Origin of the sequence: Kribbella sp. (assembly GCF_035687465.1) — a bacterium.
Taxonomy (GTDB): domain Bacteria; phylum Actinomycetota; class Actinomycetes; order Propionibacteriales; family Kribbellaceae; genus Kribbella.
This window is the reverse complement of the sequence record NZ_DASRXP010000666.1, coordinates 1-19322: the sequence shown is the minus strand read 5'-3', so window position 1 is coordinate 19322 and position 19322 is coordinate 1. Positions and strand designations below refer to the sequence as shown.

Annotated in this window: 19 protein-coding genes and 1 tRNA gene; 14 read left to right on the top strand and 6 right to left on the bottom strand. The window is 66.1% G+C overall.

The window, feature by feature from the left end; all coding sequences use genetic code 11:
• A partial coding sequence (locus tag VFG33_RS35695) for an RNA polymerase sigma factor (RefSeq protein ID WP_325057442.1) occupies positions 1-336 on the bottom strand: 336 nt, incomplete at its 3' end.
• Positions 337-503: 167 nt separating this feature from the next.
• On the opposite strand from VFG33_RS35695, the gene VFG33_RS35690 reads away from it, so the two are divergent.
• Positions 504-591: transfer RNA gene (locus VFG33_RS35690), tRNA-Ser, on the top strand.
• Between the two features lie 1560 nt (positions 592-2151).
• Here the strand turns inward: VFG33_RS35690 and VFG33_RS35685 are convergent.
• Positions 2152-2472, bottom strand: coding sequence for a hypothetical protein (locus VFG33_RS35685; RefSeq protein WP_325057441.1), 321 nt, complete (start codon positions 2470-2472; stop codon positions 2152-2154).
• Between the two features lie 176 nt (positions 2473-2648).
• Between VFG33_RS35685 and VFG33_RS35680 the strand changes: the two genes are divergently transcribed.
• The gene (locus VFG33_RS35680; protein WP_325057440.1) at positions 2649-5630 is read left to right on the top strand and encodes a helix-turn-helix transcriptional regulator; all 2982 of its coding nucleotides are present in this window, start codon (positions 2649-2651) and stop codon (positions 5628-5630) included.
• Positions 5631-5644: 14 nt separating this feature from the next.
• On the opposite strand, the gene VFG33_RS35675 is transcribed toward VFG33_RS35680, so the two are convergent.
• A complete protein-coding gene (locus tag VFG33_RS35675) occupies positions 5645-6124 on the bottom strand; it encodes a tyrosine-type recombinase/integrase (protein WP_325057439.1) in 480 nt (159 codons plus the stop codon).
• Between VFG33_RS35675 and VFG33_RS35670 the strand changes: the two genes are divergently transcribed.
• From VFG33_RS35670 to VFG33_RS35640, 7 genes are all read left to right on the top strand, one after another.
• Positions 6109-6255, top strand: coding sequence for a hypothetical protein (locus VFG33_RS35670; protein WP_325057443.1), 147 nt, complete (start codon positions 6109-6111; stop codon positions 6253-6255). The two genes, VFG33_RS35675 and VFG33_RS35670, sit on opposite strands and share 16 nt — an antisense overlap.
• A 78-nt stretch (positions 6256-6333) precedes the next feature.
• Positions 6334-6651, top strand: coding sequence for a hypothetical protein (locus VFG33_RS35665; RefSeq protein ID WP_325057438.1), 318 nt, complete (start codon positions 6334-6336; stop codon positions 6649-6651).
• Positions 6652-7014: 363 nt separating this feature from the next.
• Positions 7015-7767: a class I SAM-dependent methyltransferase gene (locus VFG33_RS35660; protein WP_325057437.1), complete on the top strand. Its 753-nt coding sequence runs from the start codon at positions 7015-7017 to the stop codon at positions 7765-7767.
• Positions 7768-8006: 239 nt separating this feature from the next.
• Positions 8007-8402 (top strand): hypothetical protein, encoded by a 396-nt coding sequence (locus tag VFG33_RS35655; RefSeq protein WP_325057436.1) that lies wholly within the window; start codon positions 8007-8009, stop codon positions 8400-8402.
• Positions 8403-8643: 241 nt separating this feature from the next.
• Positions 8644-9009, top strand: coding sequence for a type IV toxin-antitoxin system AbiEi family antitoxin domain-containing protein (locus VFG33_RS35650; RefSeq protein ID WP_325057435.1), 366 nt, complete (start codon positions 8644-8646; stop codon positions 9007-9009).
• 275 nt (positions 9010-9284) lie between these two features.
• Complete coding sequence (locus VFG33_RS35645) at positions 9285-9707, top strand: hypothetical protein (protein WP_325057434.1); 423 nt, start codon at positions 9285-9287, stop codon at positions 9705-9707.
• Between the two features lie 136 nt (positions 9708-9843).
• On the top strand, positions 9844-10488 hold the full coding sequence (locus VFG33_RS35640) for a GPR1/FUN34/YaaH family transporter (RefSeq protein WP_325057433.1): 645 nt from the start codon (positions 9844-9846) through the stop codon (positions 10486-10488).
• A 79-nt stretch (positions 10489-10567) separates the two neighbouring features.
• Here VFG33_RS35640 and VFG33_RS35635 read toward each other — a convergent pair whose 3' ends face one another.
• Complete coding sequence (locus tag VFG33_RS35635; protein ID WP_325057432.1) at positions 10568-11254, bottom strand: potassium channel family protein; 687 nt, start codon at positions 11252-11254, stop codon at positions 10568-10570.
• 291 nt (positions 11255-11545) lie between these two features.
• On the opposite strand from VFG33_RS35635, the gene VFG33_RS35630 reads away from it, so the two are divergent.
• Both VFG33_RS35630 and VFG33_RS35625 read left to right on the top strand, forming a co-directional pair.
• Complete coding sequence (locus VFG33_RS35630) at positions 11546-14059, top strand: lamin tail domain-containing protein (protein ID WP_325057431.1); 2514 nt, start codon at positions 11546-11548, stop codon at positions 14057-14059.
• A 73-nt stretch (positions 14060-14132) separates the two neighbouring features.
• Complete coding sequence (locus VFG33_RS35625) at positions 14133-14777, top strand: CG0192-related protein (protein ID WP_414673010.1); 645 nt, start codon at positions 14133-14135, stop codon at positions 14775-14777.
• A 2-nt stretch (positions 14778-14779) separates the two neighbouring features.
• On the opposite strand, the gene VFG33_RS35620 is transcribed toward VFG33_RS35625, so the two are convergent.
• Entirely contained in the window at positions 14780-15634 is an 855-nt protein-coding gene (locus tag VFG33_RS35620) for an NmrA family NAD(P)-binding protein (RefSeq protein ID WP_325057429.1), read from the bottom strand.
• Between the two features lie 111 nt (positions 15635-15745).
• Between VFG33_RS35620 and VFG33_RS35615 the strand changes: the two genes are divergently transcribed.
• The 3 genes from VFG33_RS35615 (at position 15746) to VFG33_RS35605 (ending at position 18735) form a co-directional block, all read left to right on the top strand.
• Positions 15746-16675 carry an AraC family transcriptional regulator gene (locus VFG33_RS35615; RefSeq protein ID WP_325057428.1) on the top strand — a complete coding sequence of 310 codons (930 nt, stop codon included), beginning with the start codon at positions 15746-15748 and terminating at the stop codon, positions 16673-16675.
• Between the two features lie 172 nt (positions 16676-16847).
• A complete protein-coding gene (locus VFG33_RS35610) occupies positions 16848-17216 on the top strand; it encodes a nuclear transport factor 2 family protein (RefSeq protein WP_325057427.1) in 369 nt (122 codons plus the stop codon).
• A gap of 115 nt (positions 17217-17331) precedes the next feature.
• Positions 17332-18735: a hypothetical protein gene (locus VFG33_RS35605; RefSeq protein ID WP_325057426.1), complete on the top strand. Its 1404-nt coding sequence runs from the start codon at positions 17332-17334 to the stop codon at positions 18733-18735.
• A 15-nt stretch (positions 18736-18750) separates the two neighbouring features.
• Here the strand turns inward: VFG33_RS35605 and VFG33_RS35600 are convergent.
• Positions 18751-19322, bottom strand: a 572-nt coding sequence (locus tag VFG33_RS35600; RefSeq protein WP_325057425.1) for a nucleotidyltransferase domain-containing protein, incomplete at its 5' end; no start/stop codon positions are given.

Genomic DNA, 19322 nt, shown 5'->3' with positions numbered 1-19322 from the left:
CACCCGATCAACCACTGCATCAGCTAGGTCCTCCCCGACTGGTAGCTCACCTGCAGCCGGCGCCCCGGAGTACTGGTCCCGTAACTGATTCATCACCGCCCGGCGCGCGATCGTGAACAACCAGGCCGCAAACCCCTCCGGCTGCCTGAGCCGCGGCAACCCCTTCACCACCGCCACCCAAACTTCCTGCGTCACGTCATCGGCGACCTCGTCCTTCCCGAGCATCCGCCGCACATACCCCCAAACAGCCTCATGCCACCCCCGCACCAACTCCGCAACGGCCTCCCGCTCCCCCACCTGCGCCCGAACGACGACCCCGACCCACTCCCGCTCCACCCCTCACCTCCTCCTCCGCTCGCTCTCACCCCTACAGTCGCCCCCCACCCCACCCAGGTTCACGCCAACCTCCCTCCTCCTTCTCGAACACGCCCAGCTCCCGCCCCGCCCTCCCGCTCCCTCCCCGATTTCATCTCCGCCCACAGACTCGCGTATCCTCTCCGCTTGGAGGATTCGCCTAGAGGCCTAGGGCGCACGCTTGGAAAGCGTGTTGGGGGCAACCCCTCACGAGTTCGAATCTCGTATCCTCCGCCACTCCCCGAGTGGCCACCCGATCGGTGTTTCCGCCGGTCAGCGCACTATGTGGTCACTTGCAGGGGACGAACACAGAACGGCCCGGTCGCATCAGCGACCGGGCCGTTTTCGTGCTTAGTCTCAACGGCAGTCTCAACAAGCCGTCTCAGGCGGACATTTGCAGGGGCCTCGTGACATGGCCATGCAACGAGAGGATGCTGGGGAGAGGTTAGGGGGTCTCCGATGCCGGAACCTGGTCGACGTTGGATGTCGGGAGCTGCCGAGATATTCTTCATCAGCACTGGCCTCCAGATGCAAAATGGCCAGCTCGTTATGGTGCCGCAAGGGGGCGCGCTCGTTCGCATCTACAGTCAACTTGAGGTCCGCCGGATGCTCATCCTCGTAACCAACCCGGGAGAGCGCAGAGCGCGGCTGACGTTCACGCCCCGCACTGAGACGGCTCCAGGCGATGAACCTAGACGCGCCGTGGTGACAGCCAACGGCCGCGAAGTCGATCCAAAGACACGCACATTGCAGCTCGACGCACACAGAACCCGCGTCGTTGAGGTAGTCGTTCGGGGCGGGGGTCCAGGACCCGACGGAGTGACCAGGTCGATCGTCTGGCTCGAGATTGAGAGCGATCGGGACGTGATCCCGAGTGGTGAACTTCGCACCGAACGCACAACAGGCAACGCAGAAGACTTACATGAGGGTCTACCGATTCACTGGGACTCGCAACCCATCAGCTGGTTCCAGGTACGCCCGCCTCCACCGCAACTCCCTGGAGGCCCCCAGCCAACACCCGGCACAGTCGGTACCACTGCCACCCAGCGCGGAGGCTGACTCTTATCTCTGTGACCGAGCCCTGGACTACGTATGGACGCGTACCCGCCCTGCATGATGTTTCCGCAGGTCAAGCGCTGGTATCGGGTATCGGGCCCTCTCACGTTTCGAATATGTCTTCTGCCGAGAGGCATCCGCCACTCCACGAAAAAGCTGCGGGACGTAGCACACAGGTATTCGCGCGAATCCGCTGGACTATCAGGCCGCCAAGGATGGGGACCCGAGGACGCGCGTGATCGACCGACTCGTCGATGACCTGCGAGCCGGGTCCTAGTTACTTGCGGGATCAGTCCATGCGAAAGGACGGGTAGTCGCTGGCGGCGATTCGCGACGCAGGTTGGCCACACACGCGGAACTCGCGCGGGAGACGGCCTGGGCGTATGACTAGGCGCAGGTCAGCGCGTACCGCACAGCCGCTTTGAAAAGACGCCGTTCAGTCTCAAAGGTAGTCTCATCCGTCTGCGTCTGGGGCCGTTCATCTAGGTTCAGCTATCGAGCAGTGACGCCCTCGACACTGCCGACGGATCTTCCTGAACGCACAGTGTCGGTCGTGGAAAGCGTGTTGGGGGCAACTCCTCACGAGTTCGAATCTCGTATCCTCCGCCACTCCCCGGAGTAGAGAAACCGCAGTTCAGAGCGTGGTTTCAGCCCTCTGAGGGACGAGCAGAAGGTGGGCCGGTCGCCAGCGCGACCGGCCCGACTTCGTAGTGGCCGAGAGCAGGCCGCCGATGCGGGTGGCTAGATGGCTGGCGCCTGGCGACGCCGGTACAGCCACATCGCACCGAAGGCGATGGCCGCGCCGCCGACCGCGGACGCGCCGGCCTGCAGAACCTCAACACTGGTGTCGTCCGGTGCATTGATGACCGGCGCAACCTGGAGACGAGGCACCTCGTACCTTGGGTCGTAGTTCGTGTAGTTCGGCGGCCCCTGGTTTTGCGGCGTGACCGTGGTGGTCCGCGGTACGTCGTCGGGAACCCGGGCCGGTGCTTCGGTCGCGGTCAGCCCGATGGCGCCCAGCGCGAGTGCCGATACGGCCAGAGTTGTGAGGGTGCGATTCATGACTTCCCCTATGGGTCGTAGCGGCGGGATTGCCGCTCTGGGCTTCAGATTCCCTCTGTGCCGCAACGGCCACATCGGGTACGAGTCCTTAGAAGCGGCGGGCGAACCCTTAGATTCGCGGCACGGCTGGCTGCGGTGGTGCAGACATCTGATTCGTTTCGGCGGAGACTGCTGAAATGGGTGGGGTTGCAGTCCCGTCGCTGCCGGGTATCGCAGGTCGTGTCGAGGAGGGGGAGGTCCTCGCGGGGGCGATCAGCGCTGCCGTCGGGCGACGACCGTCTGCGGTGTTCGTGCACGGGGAGGCGGGCGTGGGTAAGACGCGCCTGGTACGCGCTGTATGTGACAACGCGGCGGCAAGTGGCGCGGCGGTCTTATGGGGTCGTGGTGTTCGATTTGGTGCGGTCGACGCGCCGTACGTCGCGCTGATCGGTGCGTTGGAGGGCTGGCTGGAGTCGGCCGAGCCGTCGGAGAGGGCCAATGCGCTGGAGGCCGTCCCGGCCGCTGCCGAACTGCTGCCATCTTTGGGTGGGCAGCCGACGCGAAGCACGGTCCGGCTGCTTCCGGTGATCGACGGACTGCTGCAGGCGCTGGTTTCGCAGCGGCCGACGGTGCTGGTCGTGGATGACGTCCAGTGGGCCGACCTGGCCTCGCGCGACGCGATCACCTATCTGGTGGCCGGTTTCCGCAGCCAGCGGCTGACTGTGCTGACGACGTACCGCGACGAGGAAATTGCGGCCGGGGATCCGCTGAATGTCTGGCTGGCCGATCTGATCCGGTTGCCCTCGGTGTCGTCATTGCGTCTGACCAGAATGAGCCGCGACGAGACCGAGCAGCAGCTGTCGCTGTTGCTCGGCGGTCAGGCCGATCCGGACCTCGTGTCCGCGGTGGTACAGCGCTCCGACGGCAACCCCTATTTCACGGAACTGCTGGTCCATGGGCTGACGGCCGCGGACCAGAACCTGCCTGCCGATCTGCCCGCGGAGCTGACCGGCGCGCTGCTGGCCGCTTGGCACCGATTGGATGACCCGTCCCGCGAGGTGGTGAGACTACTGGCGGTCTGCGGACGCCCGGCCTCGGCGGACGATCTGGTCGAGGTGGCCGCGGCGCGCGGCATCGACGCCGAGAAGGTGACCGTTGCGCTGGTCGAAGCAACGAAGAACGGGATTTGCGTGGCACATGGTGGTGAGCTGTGCTGGTTCCGCCACCCGCTGCTCGCCGAGGTCCTGAACGCCACGTTCGTGCCCGGCGAGGCGGTGCCTGTCCATGCCGCCTGGGCCGAGGCGCTGGAGAGCCGAACCGGCACAGCCATCGATGAACTGCGCCGGGTCGGCGAGCTCGCGGGTCACTACGAGGGTGCCCACGATCGAGCAGCGAGCCTGGACGCGTCGCTGCGCGCTGCGGACCTCGCCAGACAGCTGAAAGCCATGCCCGAGGAGGCGGTGCATCTGCGCCGGGCAGCGCGTCTGTGGCCAACCGTCCACGCAGCAGATGCGCAACCGCCGGATGGTGAGCTCGATCTGCTCGAGCGCCTAGCCTCCGTATCGGATCTGGTCGGAGACGGCGAGGAGACGCTGGCTGCCTGGAGTCGCTCGCTGCAGCTCGTCGACGAACGCCGAGATCCTCTTCGGGCCAGCCGGATCGTGCGGGAAACGGCGCTCTCGGAGTTCTGGACGGGCCGGCGCAGCGGCCAAGCATTCGAGGCGCTCGAGCATGCCGTCAGACTCTCTGAGCCGTTCCCGGACAGCGCAGAGTATGCCGCCGCACTTGCTGAGCTCAGCATTGCCCACAATTGGACTGCTACGTCGTTCGAGTCTGCGCAGCTATACGCCGACGAAGCCGCCCGGGCGGCCCATCGCTCAGGATCGCATGACGCGTTGGCACGGGCCCACCGCGCTCTGGCCGAAGCGTACGGAAGGGACGAGCGCACCGATGCCGCCTCCGCTGAAGCCCTTCGCCACGCACGGCTCACGGGCCACCCAGGCCGCATGCTGCACGCCCGATGGGCCAGAATGGCCTACCTGGCCCCGCGCGGCCGCCTGGCCGACCTCGTGCAACTGGATGCCGACGGGCTGCGCGAGACGCTCGACGAAGGGGCCACCAACGTGGCGGCCTTCCACGCCGGCGACCTCGGCCGGTTTCTCCTGATCCTCGGACGCCATGCAGAGGCCGACCAAGCCGTCCGTACCGGACTGGCTCTCGCCAGGGTCGCGACCATGAGTGCTGTCGTCCGGCTGGCCGCAGCCCTGCTGGCCGCACGGCGAGGTCACCTCGACCAGGCTCGCTTGCACGTACAGCGTCTCCATGAGCTGATACCGGACCTCGAGCACCGCCCGGGGTTGTGGGCGCCTCCGACCCTCGCGGAATACCTGCTCGCCGAGAACCGGCCGGATCGAGCCCTCGAGCTGCTCGCGCACACGATGGCCGTCCAGATCGTCCGCCCGCGAGTTGCCGACGAGATGCTCATGCTAAGCGCACGCGCGGCCGCCGACCTCGCCGACCACGCACGAGACCGTCGTGACCGCGACGGCGTGACGCGCGCCCAACGATCGCTCGACGAAATCGTCGAGCGCCGCCGGGAGCTCCAACCGCCCCCGTTCGCTCGTATCACGAACGATGATCTGATCACCCCGGCCGTCGAAGCGCTCCACGCCGCGGAGACCGCGCGATGCCTGGGACAACGAGGGACCTCGACTCTCTGGGAGGAGGCGGCACGTCGCTGCGCCATTGCAGGGCTGCGCTGGGACGAGGCGGTCGCCTCCCGCCGCTGGGCACAGGCCCTGCTGACCGACGGTGCAAGCAAAGCCGCCATCGCGGTGCCGCTGCGATCGGCGTACCAGCTCGCCGACGAGATTTCTGCCGGCCCGCTCCGACACGAGGTCGAGAAACTGGCGACGGTTGCCAGGATCTCCCTCGATGAGCCGCACCCCGCTACGGCCGACACGCTCGACGATGCCCCGGAAGCCTTCAGTTCCCTGACTCGACGGGAGCGCGAGATCCTCGCATATCTGGTCGCCGGCCGGACGTACGCCGAGATCGCAGCTGCCTTGTTCATCAGCGAGAAGACCGTCAGCGCGCACATCTCGAACCTGCTTCGCAAAACCGGTACCTCGTCCAGACGCGATGTGGCCGCACTGGCCAGCAGACTCGGCTACCCGTAACCTCACTGAGGCTGTCAGGACCCAAACGACCAGAGGCCGTCCTCGACGGTGTAAGACGACGCAGTCAGCGGGTCAGGTCTTGCATGATGACGAAGGCGTTGGCAGCAGCCACGGTGCAGGGTCTGGCCGAGGTTGGTAGGAGTCAGCCGCCTCAGGCCGTGCCAACTGCCGTTCCGGGTAGAAACCAGGCTTACGGCCGCACGGTCTCTTCGTGCAGCCATGCTGGACTTCGGCCTATTGCGACTGCGCCGCACCCTGAGAACCCCAGCCTTCAGGTCAACGTCCGCCCACTTCAGCCCGAGCGCCTCGCCTTGGCGTAGCCCCAGTGCCAGCGCGATTGCCCACCTAGCACTGTTTCGATTCTTGCTCGCCTCCTCGGTCAACGCCTTGATCTCTTGTACCGAGTAAGGGTCGATTTCGTCCTCTTCCTCCAGGTCTTGCCACAGCCGCCCGCCAGACCGCGAACAGATCGACCCTGATGAACTGCGCACCATTCACTGAACTGCGCACCATTCACCGGCGCTACGCCGGCGCGCTGGCCCGCTCCCGCCAGGACAACCGCGACAGCAGCACCGAACTGGCCCGTCATGCCCGCACCCCGGCAAGACGTTTCGAAGAACACTGAATGGCTACCCCCGGTGGACTCCGAGTGCGAGGCTGATGCAGTGCTGTCATCCGACAGTTGCAGAACGAGAGGGAGCAGATGCAGACCAAACGCGTACTGGGGACCATCGCGGTGGGCTTCGCGATGATGGCAGCAGCCACACCGGCGGCACAGGCCGTCGAGGCGCAGGTCGTCAAAGCACAGCCTGCGGCGGTGGAGCGTACGGTTTCGGCACCAGCAGGTTGGCTTCTCGGCTGGCGCTTCTACTACAGGGACTACCCGAGCCCCGACGCGGCTTGGCAGCAGTGCGAGCACATGCGCCAGTTTCCCCCGCCTGAGGCCTCAGGCAAGCCCACTACCTGCGCCGGGGCAGAAGGAGTGGCCGGACCTGCCGTCGACTTCCTTTACCTGGCATAGCCAGGCAACGATCTTGTAGAACTCCAGGCGGGCTGCGGCCGCGGCTCGCCAGGTGTAGGGGGCTGCGAGCGCGCGGCCCCTCGCCTGGCGGTCGCGGCCGTTTGCTGTCAGCAAGGCGTAACCACGATTGCTTCGGTACAGCGCCTCGAATCTCGTATCCTCCGCCACTCTGATGAGTGGCCACCCGATCGGTGTTTCCGCTGGTCAGCGCTGTATGTGGTCGCTCGTAGGGGACGAACACACTGAGGGCGTTTCCTAGTCGGGAGCCGCCCCCCAACAGTCATTCCGTCTCAGTTGTCCCTACGCCGTGGCCAGACTCCGGCCGGACTTCGTCGTCAGCAGTGTGAAAGGAAGAGGCGCTTGATGAGTGAAGAGTTCTACTCGCATGCGAGGCTGTACGACCTGATGTTCCCGGGCGGTGGGCCTGCAGTCGATTTCTACCGGGCCGACGCCAATCGGCAAGGCGGGCGCGTATTGGAACTCGGGTGCGGCACCGGGCACAAGCTGATCCCCATCGCGTCCGACGGGCATCCGTGCGTCGGCATGGACTTCTCGTCAGACATGCTGGCTGAGGCTCAGCGTAAGGCGAACGAGCGCGGCGTAGCGGTGGAATGGATGCAGGGCGACATGCGGGCCTTCGATCTGGGCCGCACATTCAATTTCGTGTTCATCACAGCCAATTCCCTACTGCATTTGCAGAAGGCTGAGGATCTGGTGAGCTGCTTCCGGTCGGTTCGAAGACACCTAGCACCTGGAGCACGGTTCGTCTTCGATGTATTCAACCCGAGCGTGCGCCTCCTTGCCGAAGCCGATGGCGTGCGGCGAACCCGGGAGTCGTTGTCGTTCATGGATCCTGACCGTGGCAACGTCAGCGTCGATGTCGCTGAGATCTACGATGCGCCCGCGCAAGTTACCCGCGGGACGTGGTACCTCTCGACTGACTCCGAGCCCGACTTCGTCGTCGCACCGCTCGAAATCAGGAGCATCTTCCCGCAGGAGCTGCCGCTGCTCGTCTCGCTCGGCGGCCTCCGGCTCGTCGAGCGCTTCGGCGACTGGTCCGGTCGACCATTTGACGTGGATGCGCCGCTTCAACTCTGCATCTGCGAGTCCACGTGATTGAAGGCGAGAGCACAGTCTCGGTCAAGCAGATGAACCGCCTGGTCGGTGATGCGACCAGGCCGTTTTGTTGGAGGGCCCAGCGAGGTTCTCAACCTGAAGGCCGCTCCGTGGTACGGGCGCAGTACGGGCAGCGTGGCGACAGTGGTGATTCCTAGGTTTTGGTTCAAGCCGCGCCAGAAGCGGCCGTCCAAACCATCGAAGGAGTAGTTGTGGGCCTGTCTGTGCGAAGAGTGTCCGTGCTGGCGACGGCGCTCGCCCTGCTGATGTCGGCCGCCGTCGCGGTCCAGATGACAATCAGGGCCGACGCGGCGACCTGCGTCTTTTCCCGGACCGAATCTTACGGCGCAATTGGCGCCGGAGTTGGGTTCGGCCGCTTCACGTGGCCGGGCGGGAATGCCAAGGCGACAGTCACCTACAGGACCCCGAGCAGCACCAAGAATATCCGGATACGCCTGGAGCAGGGAGGAAACAGCACGTCGACCATCCTGCAGGGCAACGCGGGCCGCCAGGTCACGAAGACCGTCAGTGTGGGCTATCAACCGCGGAGCAAGACCATGCTGTGGTTCGAGCCGGCTGGCGACAGTCCCAAGTCCAGCCGCGTCATCTACTCCGTGTGCCTGTACAAGGCCTGATCTGGCTACGCCCTGGTTCGGGCGGTCGCGGCCTGGGTCTCTTGCCACCAATCGCAGGACACGCTGTGCACCAAAGCGCACCCCTCATCGCCTTCAAGGGGTGCGCTTTGATACATGGATCTATCGGAGCCACCTCGGCTACGGCGCCGGGTAACGACGCTGCGCCCACGTTCATCACGGCGCAGCTCGCCAGGCCGGCCTGTCATCACGGGATCTGGCGGCACTGGTCAGCGACGACGCGGTGGATGAGCTGACGCGCGGCGTCTACCGGCGGGCAGATGCCACCGAGACCGCCCACGCCGATCTGCTGGCAGTGCACACCCGGGCTCCCCATGCCGTCATCTGCGGAGAGTCCGCCCTCGCCCTTCACGAGTTGATCGACGACATACCTGCCGCCGTACACATCGCCGTACCGCGTGGCACCCGCCGGCCGGCAATCTCCTATCCACCGATCGTCGTCGCGCAGTATGCGCTCAGGGCCTTCGATCTCAACATCGAGCAATACGAGGCGGCCGCAGGAGAGTTCGTCAGCGACCTCCAACAGATAGCGCGTGAACTGAACGCCCTCTCCCTCATCCGGCCAGCCGTCGAGGCGGTGCTCGCCTGATGGTCATTCCCACCCGCGACACCACTGCCGGTCGGTGCTGGCCGACGGCGCGCCAGCAGAGGCCCTAGACATCGGTGAGCCGAAATCCACAGAGCCCACTGCGCCGTCTCAATTGCCGTCTCATTCGTCGCAGTTCGCGACCGGTAACCGACAACCAGGCGGCATCCCAATCATCGATAGCCAGACCGATCCTGATCAGCCACACATACCGACAGGTACGCTCACCCGGCGCCAACTGCGCCTATCAAGATCGATCACGGTTACAGGAGACAGGGATGCCGACTCACGAGTGGACTACGGCCAACGATGGCTACGGCTCGCCTCGGCGCCCCATGCGGAAGACTCGCCTGATCGTCGGCTTGGGTGTGCTGGCGTGCCTGGTCCTCTTCACCGTGCTCTACCTGATCGGTGTGCCAGGAGGGAGTACTCCGGTCCTCGACTCGAAGAGCTACAGCACCAACGTCGATTGCCAGGTGAACACGGTCGGATCGCAGAGCACGATAACGATCAGCGGCACGATTTCAGGCGACGCGACGAGCTACTCAGTGACCGTCGACGTCTTCGACGCTGCCTCTCGCCAGAGGATCGGCGGTCAGACCTTCGAGGTTCGCGGCACGACCACCTTCGGAGGAACCACCCCAGCGCAAGCTCCCATTGGGTCGGCCGGCATTGAATGCAAGATCGCCAACGTGTCCTGAGGCTTCCGGGAACGGCATGGCTGCCCTTCGGCATTGTGTGAGCGCCGGGCCAGAGAGTGTCTCAAAACGAGACGTCTGCCGGGCACGCAGCGCCATAGGTTTCGCAGTTGGGGGGATCTCCCGAAAGGAGCTTGCCATGACCACTATCCACGCCGATGCCCAAATCGCTCCAGAGGTCCATGCCACTGAGGCCGCGGTCCCGGCGGTGACCGGAGACCCGTCCCTGATCGGTCTCCCCAGTTTCATCGTGGGATCGGTCGCACTCGGTCTCGTCCTTGTCGGCTACGTGCCGGCGGCGGCTGTCGGGGCCTCGCTCGCCATCATCGTGGCCGCCACCGGTCTGGGCCTGGTGATCGCGGCCGTCTGGGCGGCCGCTGTCGGCCAGAGCGCGGTCGCCGGGGTTTTCGGCATCTTCGCCGGGTTCTGGCTGAGCTACGCGATGCTCGTACTGGGCCTGACGCACAACTGGTTCGCCATCGCGGCTGCGGATGCCGTCGATACGCAGGGCCTGTTCCTGATCTCGTGGCTGGTGGTGATCGGGATGCTGACCCTGGCCACACTCCGCCTACCGATCGTCTACACGGTGCTCTTCGCGCTCATCGAGATCGCACTGGTGCTGGTCTTGATCGGCACCCTGCAGGCATCAACGGGGGTGTTGAACGTCGCCGGTGTGGTGGTGTTCCTCTTCGCCGCGGTGGGTGTCTACCTGTTCTTCAGCTCAGCCTCGCAGTCGACAGGCGGTGGAGCGCTTCCGCTCGGACAGCCGCTTATCCACAGCTGAGTCGCAAACGAAGCCCTCGACCGGAACTCGGTCGGGGGGCTTCGTGGCGTCTTGGTCGGTTCTAGTCTCACTTGACGATTCAAAGGCGGCCACTGGTCGGCCGATGATCGAGCTCGGCGCGGAGAGCCTGAACCTCCGCCACCAGAGCGGCGAGTTGTTGGTCTCGGGTATCCGTTTCTACCTGCGCGGCTGTGCTGATCTGTTCGACGAACCACGAGGCAAGAGCGGCCGTGATGGTGCCGGCGAGGGCGATGCCGCCGATCATGAGGCCCACCCCGACGAAACGGCCTTCCGCTGTTGTCGGGAACCGGTCCCCGTAGCCGACTGTCGTGATCGTGGTGGCGGCCCACCAGATCGCATCTCCGAACGAGGCGATGTTGGGATCATCGCCGTGCCGCTCGGCGTCGAGTACCGCGAGGGCCGAGACGAACCCGAGGAGGCCGACGGCGCCGACGACGTACGCCGTGGCTCGGCCGCGCACAGACACCGAAGTCCGGTTCAGTCGGGCGAGGGCCGTCACGACCCGAACCGCCCGCAGCGGCCGGAGCAGCGGCAAGGCCAGGACCGCCAGGTCTAGTAGGTGGCCGCGGACGAACCGCCGTTTGCTGGGTGCGAGGGTGAGCCGCACCAGGTAGTCGAGACCGAACGCGATCCAGATGGTGACGTTCGCGATCGAGCATGCCCTGACCAACCCGGAAGGGAGGTCCGGGTCGAGGATCGGCCAGGCATACACCGCCAGGAACAGGACGGCGGCGCCAGTCAACATCCACGCAGAGCGCCGCTCGTAAACCTGCGCCCGCTCAACGCTCACAGTCAGCATGTGGCCAAGAACAACACGCGGCGACCCCGGCCGATACCCCGCGCTCCCCAACAGGCGGTTGAGCCCCCGCCGGTCGGGGGCTGGCATCAAGCTGCCTTCGGGGGTTTCGCCTACCAGTTGTTCGCCTAGCGTCTGTGTCCTATTTGCCGAGGTGGCTGAGGCTTCCCTCGGGGGTACTGCTCATTGTCGGGCGCGGCTGGGGGATCTGTCGCGACGACCTGCGAAGAGGACATCAGAGTGTCGATCAACTGGCGTGCGCCGATCACCTTGACAGTCGCGTTACTGACCGCTGTTCCGCTGCTCGTCACGGCGCCGCCTGCCTGGGCGAACGAGCAGGTCACGTCCACTGTGAGGATCAACGAGGTCGAATCCAACGGCGGTACGCCGGGCGACTGGGTCGAGCTTGTTAATACCGGTACGGCGCCTGTCGACGTGTCCGGATGGATCGTCAAGGACAACGACGACACCCACGCCTTCACCATCGCAGCCGGCACCACCACCATCGCCGCCGGCGCATTCCTGGCCGTCGACACCGAATCGGTCTTCGGGCTCGGCGGCGCCGACTCCGCTCGACTCTTCCTGCCAGACGGCACCACACTCGAAGACACCTACAGCTGGACCGCCCACGCTGCAACAACCTACGGCCGCTGCCCAGACGGAACCGGCACGTTCGAGACCACCACGTCGTCGACCAAGGGCGCGGCCAACGACTGCGCCGGTCAGGTTCCCGTTTCGCCGTGGCCGGGCGGTGCCGCACAGAGCACCGTCGACGACGCCAGCACGTTCGGTACCAACACAAGCGGGCTGGCCTACCAGGCATCCGGCAGTACGACGCCTGGCGTGCTCTGGGCAGTGAAGAACGGCCCCGGCACGCTGTACCGCATGGAGTGGGACGGGGCCAAGTGGGTGCCCGCCACGACAGACGGCTGGAACGCGGGCAAGGCGCTGCACTACCCGGATGGCACCGGTGATCCCGACGCGGAGGGCGTGACTCTGACCGCGGCCGGTCTGGCCGGCGGCGTGTTCGTCTCGACCGAGCGCAACAACAGCAACAGCAACGTCAGCCGTCCCGAGGTACTGCGCTTCGACCCGACCGGTACGGCGAACAGCCTCACCGCCACGAAGGAGTGGAACCTCACCGCGGACCTGCCGCCGGTAGCCGCGAACAGCGGGCTGGAGGGGATCTCCTGGATCCCCGACTCGTTCCTCACCTCGCACGGCTTCTTCGACGAGCACACCGGAGCGGCGTACCAGCCGAGCACTTATCCCGGCCACGGCGACGGCCTGTTCTTCGTCGGGCTCGAGGGCAACGGCACGATCTACGCCTACGCGCTTGACCAGGTCGGCGGCCGGTACACCCGGGTCGCCACGATCGCGAGCGGGTTCCCCGGCGTGATGGACCTCAACTTCGAGCCCGAGACGAACCACCTGTGGGCGGTCTGCGACGACACCTGCAGCGGCCGTACGGCGACCCTCGGCATCGCCGCCGACGGGAAGTTCGCCGTCACCGAGCTGTACGAGCGGCCGGGCTCGATGCCAAACACAAACAACGAGGGATTCGTGATCGCGCCGCAGTCGGAGTGCGTGGACGGCCACAAGCCCGTCTACTGGTCCGACGACAACGACCTCGACGGGCACGCATTGCGCAGCGGCACACTCAACTGCACCGCGGACGACCTTGACGCGGACAACGACGGCGTCAACGACACCATGGACGTGACGTTCCCGCCCGGTACTTCGCAGTCGGGCAACCCGGCCAACGAGACGTTCTCCGATGCGCTCGCCGGCGGTACTACGTCGGGCACGATCCTGAAGCGCAACGGTCGCGTCCTCACGGTTTCTGATGCGGACAACCCTGCAGGAGTACTGGTCAACGTCGGGGCGGGGGATGTCCCGGCGCAGTTCCAGTTGGCCGGTAGCGGCGCGACGATCACGCTGGGACAGGGCTCCTACGAACTCAGCGGCTCCGCGAAGACCAGCACGATCACGACGGTCGATGGCGAGCGAGCAGTGGTCAAGGTGAACGTGAACGGCGTGCCGATCTCGCTGACGGTCGACCAAGGCGGGTCGGTCACCTTCACCGAGACGTCGGCCAACGGCAAGGTCACCGGGCTGACCGGCATCCAGCAGACCGGCACCGTCGGCGTCCGCGCGGACAGCATGCCCGCGACTGCATGCGCCGGAATCGCGATCCAGAACGTCCTCGTCGCCACGACCGGCAACGACCGGATCTCTGGTGCCGCCGGCAACGACCTGATCATCGGGCGAGGCGGCAACGACACGGTCAACGGCAACGGCGGCAGCGACTGCATCACGACGGGCAGCGGCAACGACCAGCTCACCACCAGCGGCGGAGACGACTGGATCGACGCAGCCGGCGGCAACAACGTCATCAAGGCCGGCGACGGCACCAACACCATCGCGACCGGGTCGGGCAACGATCAGCTCACCGCGGGTGGTGGCGACGACTCGATCGAGGCGGGCGGCGGCAATAACGTCGTCACTGCCGGGGGCGGCACGAACACCGTTGCGACCGGGTCGGGCAACGACAAGGTCGCCACCGAGAGCGGGAACGACCACATCGACGCGGGTGGTGGCAACAACGTCGTCGGCGCCGATGGCGGCGACGACAGGATCAAGACCGGGAACGGTAACGACAGCATCGACTGCGGTGCAGGCTCGGACGTGGCGCAGGCCGGAGGCGGCAACAACGCCAACGCCGGCAAGCGGTGCGAAGCGTTCAGCAACTGAGAAACCGTGCGGGGTAGGGCCTGGCGCCAGGCCCTACCCCGCACGCAAAAGCTGACCTCCGTAGGATCATGGTGTGGCGCTGATTCACCGGGCTAAGATCCGGCCTTCGAAGATGGAACTGATCGCCGGCTGGCTTCCGAGCCGGCCCTGGTACGCCGGCGGGGCGGATCCCGAGGTACAGCTCTTAGGGTCGTACCGCTTCGACGATCCGGCTGGTGAGGTCGGCCTCGACACCCACCTGGTCCTTGCCGACGGCGCCCAGATCTTGCAGGTACCGATGACCTATCGGGCCGCTCCCCTGGAGGGCGGTGAGCCGTGGCTGATCAACACCACGGAGCACACCGTCCTGGGCAAACGCTGGGTCTATGACGCTTGCGGGGATCCTGTCTACGCGAATGCCCTGGCCGCCGCGATCCTGGCGGGCGGCGTACAGGCTGAGGAGTACTTCGAAGTCGACGGCCGCCGCGAATTCCGTACGCCGACGGCCCAGGTCACCGGAAGCGGCGACCGCACTCAGCAACTCGCAACCGTCGACACGGTGGCGGACCTGTCATCTTCAACCGACGGCGCCGTCACCACCATCCGCGCAGCCGGATGGGAGCTCAGCATCAACCGAGTGATCGACCTCAAGGCCGACGCGGCCGGCGACAACACACTCACCGGCACCTGGTCCGACCAGGCAACCCCCGTCGTCCTCGCAACCGCCCGCCTCACCTGAGCTCAGCTGGCCGGCTGGACGATCCAAGCGGCTGCATTTTGCCGGGCGAAGTCCTGGAAGGTGATCGGCGGCCTCCCCGTGACCTTCTCGATGTCGTCATTCGGCCGGGAACCGTTGCCGGAAATGATGGCCCCGGTCAGCCAGCGGAGCATCACGGCGTAGTCGGCGGGGACGAAGCCGGCTGCGACCGCACCGCCGATCCATGCGTCAGCGTCGACGTCGTTGTGGATGACGGGTCCGCCGGTCACCTCGGTGATGATGTCGGCGACCTCGCTGACCGTGAGCGCTTGAGGGCCGGTCGGCGCGTACTGCGCGCCGGCGTGGGCGTCTGGCGCGATCAGTGTCTCGACCGCGACCGCCGCGATGTCGCCGGCATCGACGAAGGCTTCCGCGCCGCCGCGGGTCGGCAGAGTGATTGCACCTTCGGCGACCGGCACGTGTCCGTCACTGAAGTTCTGCATCAACCAGGCAGGCCGCAGGATGGAGTGTGTGAAGGTCTCTCGGGACGCGAGGTCGAGTTCTACGGCCGGGATGTCGACCTCCGGTGGCGCCTGGTCACCGCCGTACACGCTGAGGTACGTCACGTGCCGCACCCCGGCTCCCGCGGCAAGATCAAGAAAGTCGGACACCAGGCCGGCGTACTCGACTCGGTTGATGGGCGTGACGAGGTAGACGCGGTCGACACCTTCCAGGGCCCGGGCATGCGTACCCGGGTCGTCCCAGTCGAACACCACGTCGGCGCCGTGGCGCGAGGCTGTCCGCGCCTTCAGACCCCGCTCAATGAGTTTCTGTGCCACCAGCGATCCGGTTCGTCCGGTACCGCCGAGCACAAGTGTCGTCTGCTCTGATTCGTCCATGCCTCCACGGTGAGGCCACGAGTGGAGCGGATCAATGCTCGATTCTCTCGGTTCTTTGTTCCAAACGCTCAAAGGATTGAGCACTGTGATTGCCCTGCTTAATGTGGGCGCATGGATCTGCTGGGCGACCACCTCGCGAGGGCGCGCGCCTCGAACGCTGTCTTCGTCAGAACCGTGGCCGCCCCTCCCTGGGGACTGCGGCTGGCCGGCTCGATCCAGCTCTCCGTCCATACCGTCGTACGGGGGCGGGCGTGGCTGTGGTTCGACGACGAGTCTCTGACCCCGGTCGAGCTCGCGCCCGGCGACGTGACGCTGGTCCGCGGCGGCCCCGATCACTACATCGGCCATGAACCGGGCGCCACCTGGCTCGAGCCTGAGGAGTTCCGGGCCTGTCACTCGCGCGACGAATATGCGGACGACCCACGGGCGACGGTTTTCCTTTGTGGCGCCTACCGTTTCTCGGGGGACGTCGGCAGCGGCCTGCTCGATGCGCTGCCCCAGGTGCTGCCGCTCTCGGCGGCCGTCGGCGATCCCCTCCGCGACGTGATCGGCCTGCTGTCGAGCGAGCTCGCTACCGCTGCGCCAGGTCAGCCCACTGTGTTGGACCGGCTCCTCGACATCCTTCTGGTTCTCGCCATCCGTACCAGCTTCCGGCAGAGCCCCACCGCACCTCGCTGGTACCGGGCGTCGGCGGATCCCCGGCTGAGCGCGGCGTTGCAAGCCATCCACGAGGATGCCGCGCACCCCTGGTCGGTCCCCGAACTCGCCGGGATCAGCGGACTGTCCCGGGCGGCCTTCGCGCGAACCTTCCGGGAGGCACTCGGCCAGACTCCGATGCAGTACCTGACCGACTGGCGAATGACCCTGGCCCGGGATTATCTACGCAATGGCGAGCTGGGCCTGGCCAAGATCGCTGAGGTGACCGGCTACGGCTCGCCGTACGCGTTCGCCACAGCCTTCCGGCGCCATCACGGAACCCCGCCCGGAGCATGGCGGCGACAGGAACTGGCCCACACCAGCAATCCGCTAGCTGCCCACTAGCGAAGCGCGACCCGTCGCGGGCCACACCTCGACCGCCGAGTCAGAAGCAGCACAGCTGAGCTCGGTGACGTCGTAGAACTGGGCAGAGCCGTTGTCGACAGCAACGATCAGGGGCTGCCCCGGGCCGCCGTGAATAGATATCGTGCGCAGACGACCAACGTGGGAGGCAGTCGTGAGTGTCGAGGACGAGGTTCTGGCGGTATCCGCCGCCTGGGACGTGGCGTTGATCGGCAACGACGCCGACGAGGTAGCTGGCTTCATGGCGGACGGCTGGGTCTATGTCGATGCCGACGGCATCACATCGAAGGCCGACGTCGTCGGGTGGATCAGGTCGGGACGGCTGCGCCATGACCTGATGGAGGCGACCAGCGCCCCACGGATCGCGGTGCACGGGAGCACCGCAGTACTGACTGCCCGCAAGGCGAGTGCCGGTGCGTGGGACGGTCAGACGTACACCGTCGTCGAGTGGATCTCGGAGGTGTACGCCCGGGAGGACGGGAAGTGGCTCTGCATCCTGAGCCAGAAATCTCCTGCGGGATAACCCTTGTCGGTGAGTGCAACAAGTGGCAGGTCGGGGCCATTTTGTGGGTCAGTGACGCGCTGGTGGTGAACAATAAGGATTCGCCCCGTGTCTGTGCGTGACAGGAGAGACCAGGATGGATTACCCGTCGTACGTCGTCCCGCCGTCCGCGCCGAGTGCCGCCCGGACCCAGGATCCGGTAGCTGTTGCACTGGGCAACGCATCGCTGCTCGGGGTCGGGTATCTGATGCTGCGGCGATGGACGCTCGCCGTTGCCAACCTCGTGGTCACCGCCGCGCTCGTCACCACCGTGGTCATGGTCGAGAAACCGTGGTGCGAGATCGCCGTGGTCGCCTGGTGGCTGGTCGTCATCGCGCACGGGTGGTACCTGGGTTCGCGCGGCCAGCGGGCCACGGATCGCGGGCGGCGGCTCGTCGCGCTGATCGTCACGGTCGAGGTGCTGCTGGCCGTGGGGATCCTGCGGTTCGATGCGGGCAGGATCGCGGACAGCGTTGCCGAAGCCCGCGAGAGCGGCAATTGCACAGACGTCCGGACCGCCCAGGACAAGGTGCAGTTCGGCCACCGCGTTGCGAACGCGCCGCTGGCCGTCCGCGGAGATGATGATGTGAAGTCCTGCGACCGGCTCGATACGGCCCGGACGCACCTGAGGACCGGCCTGCGCGGGGACACCGGCGAATTGACTGCGGGCTTCGACACTCTCGGCTCGGTCCTCGCCGAGCCCGGCCAGGACAAAACGGTCGACGTGGTCCTGACCGAGTTCCTCGACGGCCTGCCCACCGCGGACCCCTGTCAGACCGTCGGGATCACCGACTGGCTCCGCCAACGGAAGCCGACCAAGAACGCTCTGGACCGATCGGCCGACACCGTCAAGAAGGTCGCACCCACAGCGCTCGTCGCCTGCGGAGACAGGCTTGCCGCGGGCAAGACCTGGCTCAGCGCCCGCATGCGGTACCAGCAGTTGCTCACTCAGTACCCGGGCAACTCATTCACCGGGAGGGCCCAGACCGGGATCAGGAAGGCCACGCTCGCCCTCGAGCTGGCGGAGGTCCGTGAGCGGCTGCAGGGCTTCGGAGACACGCAACCGCAGTACTGCGACAAGCCGGCGAAGTACAGCGGCGCTGTCCCGTACCGCAAGGGTGCGACCAACCTCGCGATGTTCTTCGGCAACAAGGAGTACTCCAACAGGCTCCCCGCGCAGTGGCGGACCGGTGACGTCACCAGAGCCGCGCTGATCGTCTGCGCCGACCCGCCGGAGAACGGATCCGCTGTCCAGACCTGTTCTTACTCGAGCGATACCTTCCCCTTCCCCTCGGACGTGACGTTCTACCGGATCGCGATTCCGCTGAAGGTCTACGAGGTGCGGACCGGCAGACTCGTGTCCAACGCCAGGGTCCAGATCAGCGGCACGAGCTGCCCCCAGACCTTCTACGCCAGCAATCTCGCCCCGCCGTCCTCGGAGTTCGTCACCGCCTCCAACGCCAACATCCAGGCCGCCTTCAGATACCTGATCGTCCGGTGATTCCGGACAGCAGCCTTAATGACGGGCAGTTCTGAGGGCGGTCTCCAGCAGGTCGACCGTTTCGTCGACAGCAGCAGTCAACCGATCGGGGTCCTGCGTCAGGTTGCTCAGAACGCGGTCGATCTCCCGCAGACCGGCGCGATCCAGCAGACGCTTCTCATTGGTGATCCACTCGCCCCGCGCAGCCAGTACTGCGTGCGCCGTCTGGCAGGCGGCAAGTGCGATGGCTCCGGCGCATTCGGTCAGCCGACCGCGCTCGGCATACGCGGGCCTGATGTAGCTGAGGGTGTACCGGGCAACGTCGGCCCACAACGTCGAGGCACGCTGCTTCAGCGCGTCGGGATAGTCGGGCCGCGGCAGTGTCCCGTGCAAGACCTTGTTGATAGCCAGCTCGGCGACGACCAGATAGGTAGGGACACCGGCTAGGTAGAACAGCAACCGCTCGATCTCGAAGCGCCCCTCACGGGCCTCGGCAAGCCGGTACTCGACATCGTCGAGGTCCCGGTAATGCACGTCCACCCGCCTGCCATCCACCTGCAGCCAGGCGCCCCCGTTGAACACACCCCCACCCCATCCCCCGATCTCGG

Excerpts from the sequence above, each read along its gene's own strand:
- VFG33_RS35685 (WP_325057441.1), bottom strand. The coding sequence starts at position 2,472 with ATGAATCGCACCCTCACAACTCTGGCCGTATCGGCACTCGCGCTGGGC.
- VFG33_RS35680 (WP_325057440.1), top strand. The coding sequence starts at position 2,649 with ATGGGTGGGGTTGCAGTCCCGTCGCTGCCGGGTATCGCAGGTCGTGTC.
- VFG33_RS35670 (WP_325057443.1), top strand. The coding sequence starts at position 6,109 with ATGAACTGCGCACCATTCACTGAACTGCGCACCATTCACCGGCGCTAC.
- VFG33_RS35675 (WP_325057439.1), bottom strand. The coding sequence starts at position 6,124 with ATGGTGCGCAGTTCATCAGGGTCGATCTGTTCGCGGTCTGGCGGGCGG.
- VFG33_RS35665 (WP_325057438.1), top strand. The coding sequence starts at position 6,334 with ATGCAGACCAAACGCGTACTGGGGACCATCGCGGTGGGCTTCGCGATG.
- VFG33_RS35660 (WP_325057437.1), top strand. The coding sequence starts at position 7,015 with ATGAGTGAAGAGTTCTACTCGCATGCGAGGCTGTACGACCTGATGTTC.
- VFG33_RS35645 (WP_325057434.1), top strand. The coding sequence starts at position 9,285 with ATGCCGACTCACGAGTGGACTACGGCCAACGATGGCTACGGCTCGCCT.
- VFG33_RS35640 (WP_325057433.1), top strand. The coding sequence starts at position 9,844 with ATGACCACTATCCACGCCGATGCCCAAATCGCTCCAGAGGTCCATGCC.
- VFG33_RS35635 (WP_325057432.1), bottom strand. The coding sequence starts at position 11,254 with ATGTTGACTGGCGCCGCCGTCCTGTTCCTGGCGGTGTATGCCTGGCCG.
- VFG33_RS35620 (WP_325057429.1), bottom strand. The coding sequence starts at position 15,634 with ATGGACGAATCAGAGCAGACGACACTTGTGCTCGGCGGTACCGGACGA.
- VFG33_RS35615 (WP_325057428.1), top strand. The coding sequence starts at position 15,746 with ATGGATCTGCTGGGCGACCACCTCGCGAGGGCGCGCGCCTCGAACGCT.
- VFG33_RS35605 (WP_325057426.1), top strand. The coding sequence starts at position 17,332 with ATGGATTACCCGTCGTACGTCGTCCCGCCGTCCGCGCCGAGTGCCGCC.